This window comes from Nonomuraea sp. NPDC049784 (assembly GCF_040659615.1).
In the GTDB taxonomy this organism is placed as follows: domain Bacteria; phylum Actinomycetota; class Actinomycetes; order Streptosporangiales; family Streptosporangiaceae; genus Nonomuraea.
In genome coordinates this window covers 1-1,849 of the sequence record NZ_JBFAMX010001114.1, presented here as the reverse complement: position 1 = coordinate 1,849, position 1,849 = coordinate 1, and the positions used below count along the sequence as shown (strand labels likewise).

The following is a 1,849-nucleotide window of genomic DNA, read 5'->3' as shown; positions in this document are numbered from 1 at the left end:
CGGCGTCCACGACGGCGGCCTCCAGCGTCTGGTCCACCTCGGCCGCCGCCGCGGATGACAGGCCACCCTGCTGCCTCGCCAGCCGGCCCACCTTGGCCGTCACGTCGCCGCGCCGCCGGGTCAGCTCGGCCAACGCGCCGGCGTCCTGCTCCTGCCAGGCGGCGCGCAGCCGCTCCCCCACGTCGAGCAGCTCGGCCAGCTCCTCGGGGTGCTCCCGGGCGAGCCGGTTCACGGCCCAGGCGGACACCGTCGGCTTGCGCAGCTTCGCGATCTCGCGCGCGAGCCGTACGTCTCCCGCTTCCTTCGCCGCGCGGGCCTCGGCCTCGCGCGCGGCGGTGAACTCGGACGGCGGCAGCGCATAGAGCCTGCCGGCCACCTCGTCAAGATCCACACAGGACAAATACCCCACATCCGCTGGTTTGTAGCGCATAGTGGAGGCAGTGGCAGTCGAACGGAGGCCCCCCGGTGTTCGAACGCTTCACCGACCGTGCGCGCAGGGTCGTCGTCCTCGCCCAGGAGGAGGCGCGGATGATGAGCCACAACTACATCGGCACGGAGCACATATTGCTCGGCCTGATCCACGAGGGCGAGGGCATGGCCTCCCTGGTGCTCGACGGCAGCGGCGTGGAGCTCGACCACGTACGTGCCTTCGTCGAGCGCGAGGTGGGCCGCGGCGCCAAGTCGCCCGGCGGGCACATCCCGTTCACGCCGCGGGCCAAGAAGGTGCTGGAGCTGTCGCTGCGCGAAGCCCTGCAACTGCGCCACAACTACATCGGCACCGAGCACATCCTGCTCGGGCTGATCAGGGAGGGCGAGGGGCTGGCTGCGCAGGCGCTCGTGGACGCGGGCGTGGATCTGGCGGACCTACGGCAACGCCTGCTCGACCGCGTGGGGCGCAGCTCCAAGGAGCGCCCGAGCGAGATGTTCTTCGCCGGCGGCTCGGTGCTGGGCGAGCGGCTCACACGGATCGAGGAGAGCCTGGAGCGCATCGAACGCCACCTGGGCATCAAGCCGCCGGCCGCCGAGCGGCCTTCCGAGGAGCCGCCGCAGGCGGAGGAGGGCCTAGGCTGATACCACCGAGCCCACGGCGGCCCTGCGCGACATCCGGGAGCTGTTCGGCGGGCTGGGCGATCTGCGCGCCGAGTTGATCGTCACCGCCCGCTACATCCTCGCGGAGCTCGACAACGAAACCGAGCTGCTCCGCATTCTCGCCTTGGAGGCGCGGACCCACCCCGACCTGGTCGAGGGCGCCGTGCACCGGCTGGTCAGCGCGACCTACGCCGAGTTCGCGGCCTGGCTGGCCGAACGCACCGGCCTGGCCCCCGAGCGCGCCGAGGCCGTAGCCGCAGTCGGGCTCGGCGCACTGCTGTCGTCCCGCCTGCTGACCGGTGTCCTCGGTGTCACCCCCACCGGGGTGGACGACGAGACGTTCGTCACCACCTGGGTCGACATGATGACCCGGGCCATGACCCCATGATCCCGTGGCACACCGACCACGGTGCCACCGCCCCGGCCCTCGACATGCAGGCGGCCGGACCTTCATCGAACGCGAACACGCGACGCGTGTTGCGGTGGCCGCGGGAACGGGCACGCCCCACGCGTGCATCGCCTCGGCCGAGAAGCCCGCAGCACGACTACCTCGCGGCTGCGGCTTGCGCGCTCTCCCGCGGTGCCGCCGCCCTGGAGCGGTTCCGCGCCTGAAACTGACGATCAGCCGGTCACCCACCAGGACCCGCCGAGTCGTCCTCCTGCATTGGCGTTGCCTTGGGATCCGCGTCGGCCAAGCGCGCTCAGGTGGGCAGCTCGGTCAAAACGTGTCGATGACCGGGCCGGCAGCGCGGGAAATCGC

2 protein-coding genes and 1 pseudogene are annotated in these 1,849 nt (G+C 71.7%); 2 read left to right on the top strand and 1 reads right to left on the bottom strand.

The features are described 5' to 3' along the window. On the bottom strand, positions 1-391 hold a 391-nt coding region (locus AB0J09_RS63845), incomplete at its 3' end, for a hypothetical protein (protein WP_360714138.1). A 74-nt stretch (positions 392-465) separates the two neighbouring features. On the opposite strand from AB0J09_RS63845, the pseudogene AB0J09_RS63840 reads away from it, so the two are divergent. Beyond that, positions 466-882: pseudogene (locus tag AB0J09_RS63840) on the top strand (Clp protease N-terminal domain-containing protein); the annotation flags it as partial. Positions 883-1,144: 262 nt separating this feature from the next. Beyond that, a complete protein-coding gene (locus tag AB0J09_RS63835) occupies positions 1,145-1,477 on the top strand; it encodes a hypothetical protein (protein WP_360714136.1) in 333 nt (110 codons plus the stop codon). Positions 1,478-1,849: the final 372 nt, after the last annotated feature.